8 protein-coding genes, 1 tRNA gene and 1 pseudogene are annotated in these 8059 nt (G+C 66.8%); 8 read left to right on the top strand and 2 right to left on the bottom strand.

Annotated features, from left to right (window positions below; translation table 11 throughout):
- Positions 1 to 119, top strand: a pseudogene (locus tag ABDV78_RS19180) (30S ribosomal protein S4); the annotation flags it as partial.
- 130 nt (positions 120 to 249) lie between these two features.
- Here the strand turns inward: ABDV78_RS19180 and ABDV78_RS19175 are convergent.
- Positions 250 to 945: an aspartate/glutamate racemase family protein gene (locus ABDV78_RS19175; RefSeq protein ID WP_343529054.1), complete on the bottom strand. Its 696-nt coding sequence runs from the start codon at positions 943 to 945 to the stop codon at positions 250 to 252.
- A gap of 207 nt (positions 946 to 1152) precedes the next feature.
- Here ABDV78_RS19175 and ABDV78_RS19170 point away from each other — a divergent pair, with 207 nt between their 5' ends.
- The 4 genes from ABDV78_RS19170 (at position 1153) to aguB (ending at position 5803) form a co-directional block, all read left to right on the top strand.
- Positions 1153 to 2784 (top strand): M28 family metallopeptidase, encoded by a 1632-nt coding sequence (locus ABDV78_RS19170; RefSeq protein WP_343529053.1) that lies wholly within the window; start codon positions 1153 to 1155, stop codon positions 2782 to 2784.
- 11 nt (positions 2785 to 2795) lie between these two features.
- A complete protein-coding gene (locus tag ABDV78_RS19165; protein ID WP_343529052.1) occupies positions 2796 to 3770 on the top strand; it encodes an agmatine deiminase family protein in 975 nt (324 codons plus the stop codon).
- A gap of 144 nt (positions 3771 to 3914) precedes the next feature.
- Entirely contained in the window at positions 3915 to 4943 is a 1029-nt protein-coding gene (locus ABDV78_RS19160; protein ID WP_343529051.1) for a hypothetical protein, read from the top strand.
- 11 nt (positions 4944 to 4954) lie between these two features.
- Positions 4955 to 5803, top strand: coding sequence for an N-carbamoylputrescine amidase (aguB, locus tag ABDV78_RS19155; protein WP_343529050.1), 849 nt, complete (start codon positions 4955 to 4957; stop codon positions 5801 to 5803).
- Between the two features lie 57 nt (positions 5804 to 5860).
- On the opposite strand, the gene ABDV78_RS19150 is transcribed toward aguB, so the two are convergent.
- Positions 5861 to 6556, bottom strand: a complete 696-nt coding sequence (locus ABDV78_RS19150) for a uracil-DNA glycosylase (protein ID WP_343529049.1) — start codon at positions 6554 to 6556, stop codon at positions 5861 to 5863.
- On the opposite strand from ABDV78_RS19150, the gene folK reads away from it, so the two are divergent.
- The 3 genes from folK to ABDV78_RS19135 form a co-directional block, all read left to right on the top strand.
- A complete protein-coding gene (folK, locus tag ABDV78_RS19145) occupies positions 6555 to 7031 on the top strand; it encodes a 2-amino-4-hydroxy-6-hydroxymethyldihydropteridine diphosphokinase (protein ID WP_343529048.1) in 477 nt (158 codons plus the stop codon). The two genes, ABDV78_RS19150 and folK, sit on opposite strands and share 2 nt — an antisense overlap.
- 19 nt (positions 7032 to 7050) lie before the next feature.
- Positions 7051 to 7126, top strand: a tRNA-Lys gene (locus ABDV78_RS19140).
- Between the two features lie 156 nt (positions 7127 to 7282).
- On the top strand, positions 7283 to 8059 hold a 777-nt coding region (locus tag ABDV78_RS19135), incomplete at its 3' end, for an integrase arm-type DNA-binding domain-containing protein (RefSeq protein WP_343529047.1).

The following is an 8059-nucleotide window of genomic DNA, read 5'->3' as shown; positions in this document are numbered from 1 at the left end:
ATTACGTCACCGCCGACGGCAACACCAAGGTCGCCCTGACCCGCGTGCCGACGCTGGACGAGGTGCCCTATCCGGTGAAGATGGAACCGAACCTGGTCGTCGAATTCTATTCGCGCTAAGTTTTCGGGCCTTACCGAATGCGAAAAGGCGGTCCTTCGGGGCCGCCTTTTTTCATTTGCCTCTCGCTGGCGAATCGGCCGGGAGAGGCCTCCCCCGAAGGGCGATGGCTCGGTCCGGCCGGAAGTCCCTTTATTCGCCCAGCGCGAGATCGATCGCGGCCTGCGCATGGATCGCGGTCGTATCGAACAGTGGCACGATGCTGTCTTCGGGACGGACGAGCAGCATGATTTCGGTGCACCCCAGGATGATCGCTTCCGCACCGGCGGCGACCAGTCGCGCCATCACCGCGCGATAGGCGTCCCGCGACTCGGGCAGGACCTTCCCCGCGACGAGTTCCTCATAGATGATCCGATGCACGGTCGCCCGGTCGGCGGCATCGGGAACGATCACATCCAGGCCGTGACGTTCGGCCAGACGCCCTTTGTAAAAGTCGTGCTCCATGGTGAACGCGGTGCCCAGCAGACCGACTTTGCCGATCCCTGCGCTCTTGATCCGCCCGGCGGTGGGATCGGCGATATGGAGAAGGGGGATGCCCACCGCGTCCTGAACCGCGCCCGCCATCCGGTGCATGGTGTTGGTGCAGATCAGCAGGACATCGGCCCCGCCCGCCTCCAGCCGCTGGGCCGCGTCCACCATGCGATCGGTCAGCGCCGTCCAGTCGCCCCGGTGCTGCAATTCCTCGATCTCGGCGAAGTTGAACGACCATAGCAGGCACGATGCCGATGCCGTGGGGCCCAGGCGATCGCGGACGCCCTGGTTCAGGATGCGATAATATTCGGCCGAGCTTTCCCAGCTCATTCCGCCGATCAGGCCGATCGTCCGCATCCTGTCATCCCCAACCGCGTCGGCGCCAAAGGATCGGGCGCCATCGGCTTTGTTCTAGGGCGGTTCCCTGCCCGATTGAACCACCGTCATCGCCCTTCGGGCGACCGCTGCGCGGGGGGAGGCTCTTTGGCATCGCGCCATGCTCACGCCTTGCCCCTGACGGCGCGGCCGGGCACAACGCCCCCATAACAAAGGGGAAAGCACATCATGCGTCGTCTGGTCCTGTTATCGCTCCTCCTATCCGGCACCGCCATGGCGCAGGACAAGCCCGCCATTTCGATCGAGACGCTGAAGACGGTGACGCAGACCCTGTCCTCGGACGAATATGAGGGCCGCGCGCCCACCACCCCGGCCGAGGACAAGACGGTCGCCTATATCATCGACCGCTTTCAGAAGGCGGGGCTGAAGCCCGGCAACAAGGGAAGCTGGACGCAGGACGTGCCGATGGTCGAGATCACCGCGACCGACGTCCAGCCCTTCACCATATCGGGCAAGGGGCAACCCATTTCGCTGGCCTATCGCACCGACATGGTGGTCGGCACCTATCGCGTGACGCCGCGCATCGACGTGAAGAACAGCGAACTGGTCTTTGTCGGATATGGCATCACCGCGCCCGAAAAGGGCTGGGACGATTATGCCGGGGTCGATGTGCGCGGCAAGACGGTGGTGATCCTGATCAACGACGCCGATTGGCAGACCATGGGCCGCGAGGGGCCGTTCGAGGGGCGGGCGATGACCTGGTATGGTCGCTGGCCCTACAAGTTCGAGAATGCCGCCAAACATGGCGCCGCCGCCGCGCTGATCGTCCATCAGACCGAGCCCGCCGCCTATCCCTGGGCGGTGGTGCAATCCTCCTGGACCGGGCCGCAGCTCGAACTGGACGAGGCGGGCGATCATCTGGACCAGAGCCAGATCATCGGCTGGCTGCAACAGCCGGTGGCGGAGCGCATCCTGACGGCGGCGGGCCGCGATCTCGCCACGCTGACCAAGGCGGCGCAGACCAAGGGGTTCAAGGCGGTGCCGCTGGGCCTGACCCTGTCGGGTGGCTTCACCAACGCGATCCGGCGCCAGGCGTCGAAGAATGTCGTCGGCCTGTTGCCCGGCACCACCGAGCCGGGCGATTATGTGCTCTATTCGGCGCATTGGGACCATCTGGGCCGTTGCGACGCGGTGGACGGCGACGATATCTGCAATGGCGCGCTCGACAATGCGAGCGGCGTGGCCGGCCTGGTCGCGCTGGCCGAGGCGCAGGCCAAGGCAGGCCCCGCCAAGCGCTCGATCGCATTCCTGGCGGTGACGGCGGAGGAAAGCGGGCTGCTCGGCTCCTCCTATTATGCGCATCATCCCGTCTTCCCGCTGGCGCGGACCGTGGGCGGCGTGAACATGGACGGGCTGAACGTCAGCGGCCGGTCGAAGGATTTCGTGCTGGTCGGCAAGGGCAAGTCCGAGATCGAGGACATCGCCAAGGGGCTGGTCGGCGCGCAGGGGCGCTATATCGGAGAGGAAGCCAATCCCGAGCGGGGCAGCTATTACCGCTCCGACCATTTCTCCTTTGCCAAGTTCGGCGTGCCGATGCTCGATGGCGGGTCGGGGCAGGACAAGGTGATGGGCGGCGTCGCGGCGGGCAAGAAGGCGACCGAGGATTATGTCGCCCATCGTTATCACAAGCCCGCCGACGAATATGATCCCAACTGGGATTGGTCGGGCGCGGTCGAGGATTTGACGGTCTATTATCAATTGGGCAGGACGCTGGCGGACCGACCGGGCCTGTGGCCCAACTGGTATCCCACCGCCGAATTTCGCGCCATTCGCGATCAAAGCAGGAAGAATGCCCAGTGACGACGCCTAGCGTGACCACCCCTCCGCCCGCCGAATGGGCCAGGCATGAGGCCGTTTGGATCGGTTTCCCCAGCCACCCGGAATTGTGGGAAGACGATCTGGAACCCGCGCGCGAGGAGGTGCTGGCCTTTGCCCGCGCGGTCCATGCCGATGGTCGCGGCGAGCGGGTGATCCTGGTCGCCGCCGACGGCGAAGCGGCGGACGCGGCGCGCGGTATGGCCGGGGATGTCGCGGAGGTGGTCGTCCAGCCCTTTGGCGATATCTGGCTGCGCGATACCGGGCCGATCATCACCGGCGACGGATCGGCCCGGCTGTTCCGGTTCAACGGCTGGGGCGGCAAATATGACCTGCCCGGCGACGACACGGTCGGCGCGCGGCTGGCCGAGGATCGCGGCATCCCCGCGCGGTTGTGCGACTGGGTGCTGGAAGGCGGCGCGATCGACGGCGACGGCACCGGCCTGGTCGTCACGACGCGCCAGTGCCTGCTCAACCCCAACCGCAACCCCGATCTGACCGAGGAGGCGATCGCCGAGCAACTGGCGCGGGATCTGGGGCTGACCCGGATCATCTGGCTGGGCGACGGACTGCTCAACGATCACACCGACGGGCATGTCGACAATCTCGCCCGCTTTGTCGGCCCCAATCGCCTCGCCATGCCGGAGGCGGCGGAGAACGATCCCAATTGGCAGGTCTATATGGCGGCCAAGCGCGCCGCGACGGCGGCCGGGGTGGAGGTCGTCACCATTCCCTCGCCGGGCCGGGTCCTGCGCGATGAGGAGATCGTGCCCGCCAGCTATATGAACTTCTATATCGGCAATGCCGCGGTGGTCGTCCCGCTCTATGGCAGCGAGAATGACGCGGCCGGGGTCGCGGCGATCCAGGCGATCTTCCCCGATCGCGAGGTCGTCGGCCTGCGCGCCGATGCGATCCTGACCGGCGGCGGCAGCTTCCACTGCATCTCGCAGCAGATTCCGGCGATCGGCTGATCAACCATCCCGGCCCATGACGAAAGGCCCGGATTTCCCCTCAGGGGAATCGCGGGCCTTTTGTTTGGGCTGGCGAAACCCGTGACGTTGCCGGGTTGGTGCGATAGGATCCGTCGGGCCCGTTCCGAGAAGGAGGTGCCCGTCATGATCGCCCGGTCTGCCGACACGCCCGGCCCGTCAATCCTGCCCACCATCATTCCCCCGATCGTCATCGCCGGCGCGGCGGCGCTGTTGCGCCTGCCGGTGGCGGCCGAATATCCGCGCGCGGCGGCGTTGCTGTTCCTCTGGATCGCATCCGATGCGATGATGCTGGGGCTGCTGGCGCGCAGCCGTCGTCCCGGCTGGCGCGCGGGTGTCGCGACCATGGCGGCGGCGGGCATGACGGTGCTGAGCCTGTCGCCGCCGCCGGTCCGCGCCGCGCTGATCGCGATGCCCTGGGCGCTGGCGGTGCCGGTGGCCGCGATCGCGGTGCATGGCGGCTGGGGCCTGTGGCGCGTCGCCGAGCGGATAGGGCGATGGGATCGCGCGGATCCCGATCGCTGGACCGTTTTGCTGGCCGAGCTATGGCCCCGGCCGCTCGCGAAGCTGGCGGTGGGGGAGGCGCGGTTGCTGCATCTCGCGCTATTCCGCTGGCGGGTCGCGCCGGATATCCCGGCGGGTACGCGCGGCTTTGGCTATGACCGGCATTTGCGGCCGATGATGATCGCGCTGCTCTGCCTGTCCTGTATCGAGATCGGCGTCACCCATCTGCTCGTCGCGCATTGGAGTCGGACGGCGGCGTTGATCCTGTTCGCGATCAGCGATGTCTCGCTCCTCTATCTGATCGGTCTCATCAAGTCGCTGCGCCTGTCGCCCGTCCTGCTGACCGACAGCGGGGTCAGGGTGCGCGCCGGCTTCCTGGTCGATCGGACGATCCCCTATGACGCCATATCGGACGTCGCGGCCAATCCTGATGGCGCGACGGTGCGGGCAGAGGATAGCTGGAACATCGCGCTGCTCGCCTGGCCCAACCTGATGCTGGATCTGGCGCGGCCGCAACCACCCCGTTCGCGCTGGCACCGCACGCCGGTCCGGCGGGTCGCCTTTCGACTCGACGAGCCCGCGCCATTTCTGGTCGAATTGCGCATGCGACTCGCCACGAAGGTGCGTGACGAGGGGAATGGGAGCCTTTAAAGGGCGTGGCCATGACCCAGATCACCGTCGCCGCGCTGCAACTGGCCTTCACCGCCGATATCGACCGCAACATTGCCGAGGTTTCGCGCCTGGTCCGCGAGGCCGCCTCGCGGGGCGCACAGGTGATCCTGCCGCCCGAACTGTTCGAGGGCGAATATTTCTGCCGCGTCGAGGACGAAGGGCTGTTCAGCAACGCCAAGCCCACGGCCGAGCACAAGGCGGTGCTGGCGATGCAGGAACTGGCCGCCGAGTTGAAGGTCCATATCCCGACCAGCTTCTTCGAGGCGGACGGCCCGCACCATTACAACTCGCTGGCGATGATCAATCCCGATGGAAAGGTCGCGGGCGTCTATCGCAAGAGCCATATCCCGGACGGTCCGGGCTATGAGGAGAAATTCTATTTCCGTCCCGGCAATACCGGGTTCAAGGTGTGGGACGGTCCCGCGACCAAGCTGGGTGTCGGCATCTGCTGGGACCAATGGTATCCCGAGACCGCGCGCGCGATGATGCTGATGGGGGCGGAAATCCTGTTCTACCCCACCGCGATCGGCAACGAGCCGCATGACGAAAGCCTCGACACCGCGCGGCTGTGGCGGCGCGCGATGGTGGGCCATGCGGTGTCCAACGTCGTGCCGGTCGTCGCGGCCAATCGCATCGGCTGCGAACATGGCCAGACCTTCTACGGCACCAGCTTCATCTGCGACGAGCGCGGCGACATCCAGGCCGAACTGGGTCGTGAGGAAGAGGGCGTGATCGTCGCCACGCTCGACCTCGACCGGGTGAAGCGCCACCGCGCGGCCTTCGGCTTCTTCCGCGACCGGCGGCCGGAGCTTTACGGGCGGTTGGTGCAGGACATCTAAGACGCCCCTCCAAGCGATGGTCTCCCTCCCCAGGCGGCGCTTGGGGGAGGATCGGGTTTAGGTCCGCAATTCCATCGCCCGCGCGAACACCGCCTCGAACATCTCGGGCGTCAGGCGGCCGGTATTCTGGTTGTAGCGTGAGCAGTGATAGCTATCGAGCACCACGGGCCCACCCGGCATCCGATGCTCGGCCAGATGGGCGAAGCGTGCCTTGGGCAGCTTGCCGCCCAGCGCCTTGACCACCGACTGGTGCGCGATCTGGCCCAGCGCGATGACGACCGACAGCCGGGGCAGTGCCGCCAGTTCCTGCGCCAGGAAAGGCCGACAGGCGCGGATCTCGTCGGGCGTCGGCTTGTTCTCGGGCGGCAGGCATTTGACCGCGTTCAGGATCACCGCGCCGTTCAACGTCAGGCCGTCATCGATCCGCGCCGCGAACGCGCCCTGGGCCAGCCCGAACTTGGCCAATGTCCCGTAGAGCAGCGGCCCCGCCCCGTCGCCGGTAAAGGGGCGTCCGGTGCGATGCGCGCCATGCTTGCCCGGTGCCAGTCCGACGATTGCCAGCCATGCGTCGTCGTCGCCGAACGGCGGCACGGGGGCGTTCCACCAGCCGGGATATTCGGCGGCGACCATGTGGCGCACTTCGACCAGGCGGGGGCAGAGCGGGCAGTCGCGCGGCGGCTGGGCCGGGATCAGGCTTGCGGGGATGATGGGAAAGGATGCTTCGTTCACCGACTTGCGGTAGTCGCGGGGCATGACGACGACAAGCTATGCCATCGCGCTGGGATCGAACCGGCCCGGCCGCCACGGCGGCCCCCGTGAAGCAATTCGCGCGGCCCTGGCGCGAATCGAGGGCATCTATGCGGTGTCGCCGATCCTGACCACCGCGCCGGTCGGCCCCTCCATTCGCGCCTTCGCCAATGCCGCGGCGCTGGTCCGCAGCGAACGGAGCCCGCCGGAGATGCTGGCGATGCTCAAGGCGATCGAGCGCGATTTCGGTCGGCGACGTGGGCAACGCTGGGGCGCGCGGGTGATCGATCTCGACATCATCCTGTGGACCGGAGGGGCGTGGCGGTCGCGCGGGCTTCTGGTGCCGCATGCAGCTTATGCGAGCCGGGCCTTCGTATTGCATCCGCTGGCGAGCATCGCGGCCGACTGGCGCGACCCGCGCGGCGGGCGGCGGATACGGCATTTGCGACATGGTGTTGACCGCAGGCGTCCGCGCCCCTAGGTCGCTTCCACCCGATGGAGGGTCCGTAGCTCAGTTGGTAGAGCAAGCGACTTTTAATCGAGAGGTCCCGGGTTCGAGTCCCGGCGGACCCACCACGGGGTTGTTTCAGGGCGTCGCAGCGTGTCTCACGCCCTTGCTAAACCACGGAAATTCAGGTGCGACAGCGTCGCGAGGTGTCTCACCCCGTGCCCCCGTATGTCACGCCCCGTGGGGGCACGACTGGGGGCACTGAAATTCAAAGTGGGGGCATCGTGCCGCTGACCGATACGCAGTGCCGAAAAGCACAAGGGGCCGAGAAGGATTACAAGCTCGCCGATTCAGCCGGGCTCTACCTGTTCGTGACGACCAAGGGCGCGAAATCCTGGCGCATGAAATACCGCTTCGGCGGCAAGGAGCGGCGCATCGTCTTCGGCCGGTACCCTGAGATCAGCCTGGCCAAGGCACGCGAAATGCGGGACCGGGCCAGGGCCGAGCTGCGTGACCACAAGGATCCGCAGATCGAGGAGCACAAGCGCGAGATGGCGGCGCACGCGGCGGCCGGCGCGACATTCGAGGTCGTGGCCAAGCGCTGGCACGAAGCCCAGCTCGGCCGCTGGTCGGTGGTTCAGGCCACCAAGGTCCGCCAGGCGCTGGAGCGCGACGTCTATCCCGCGATCGGCCGTCTGCCGCTGCCCGATATCACCTCGGGCATGGTGCTCGACATGCTGCGGCGGATCGAACGCCGCGGCGCGATCGATACCGCCAAGCGCATCCGCCAGCACGTCTCGGCGGTCTTCGCCTTCGCCATCCCGGAAGGCCTGTGCACAGCCGACCCGGCCGGGCCAGCGCTGGTGAAGAGCCTGCTGCCCACGCCGATCGGCGGCAGCCAACCGGGCCTCAACTGTGTCGAGGATATCCACAAGAGAGGTGGCTCGGGGAATTTGAACAGCGTGGATAAGTGGATTGTCGATCTGACAGCGGCCATGCTGGCCGTAAGCAGGAGGCAAGATGAGCAAGCGACCCCGTCGGAACCACAGCCCGGCGTTCAA

This window comes from Sphingomonas sp., from assembly GCF_039594485.1.
Lineage (GTDB): Bacteria > Pseudomonadota > Alphaproteobacteria > Sphingomonadales > Sphingomonadaceae > Sphingomonas.
The sequence above is the reverse complement of the archived record's forward strand: the minus strand, read 5'-3'. Positions and strand labels throughout refer to the sequence as shown.